The 618-nt window shown below is 51.1% G+C and carries 1 rRNA gene; it reads right to left on the minus strand.

What is annotated here, in order from left to right:
* Window positions 1–456 (minus strand): 16S ribosomal RNA (locus IAE40_RS25555); the annotation flags it as partial.
* Window positions 457–618: the final 162 nt, after the last annotated feature.

Consider the following 618-nt stretch of genomic DNA (forward strand, 5'->3'; position numbering starts at 1 on the left):
CTTACTGCCCTTCCTCCCAACTTAAAGTGCTTTACAATCCGAAGACCTTCTTCACACACGCGGCATGGCTGGATCAGGCTTTCGCCCATTGTCCAATATTCCCCACTGCTGCCTCCCGTAGGAGTCTGGACCGTGTCTCAGTTCCAGTGTGACTGATCATCCTCTCAGACCAGTTACGGATCGTCGCCTTGGTGAGCCATTACCTCACCAACTAGCTAATCCGACCTAGGCTCATCTGATAGCGCAAGGCCCGAAGGTCCCCTGCTTTCTCCCGTAGGACGTATGCGGTATTAGCGTTCCTTTCGAAACGTTGTCCCCCACTACCAGGCAGATTCCTAGGCATTACTCACCCGTCCGCCGCTGAATCAAGGAGCAAGCTCCCGTCATCCGCTCGACTTGCATGTGTTAGGCCTGCCGCCAGCGTTCAATCTGAGCCATGATCAAACTCTTCAGTTCAATACTGCTTGGGTTTTTAAGAAACCCTAAACTTGGCTCAGCAATCTCAAATGACTATGTGATTTCTCGCATGGCCACTTGTGATGCTGATAATCTTGGCGACTATCAGTCCGTACTCACAAGCACCCACACGAATTGCTTGATTCGATTTGTTAAAGAGCG

It is taken from the genome of Pseudomonas sp. S44, assembly GCF_016624805.1.
Taxonomy (GTDB): domain Bacteria; phylum Pseudomonadota; class Gammaproteobacteria; order Pseudomonadales; family Pseudomonadaceae; genus Aquipseudomonas; species Aquipseudomonas machongensis.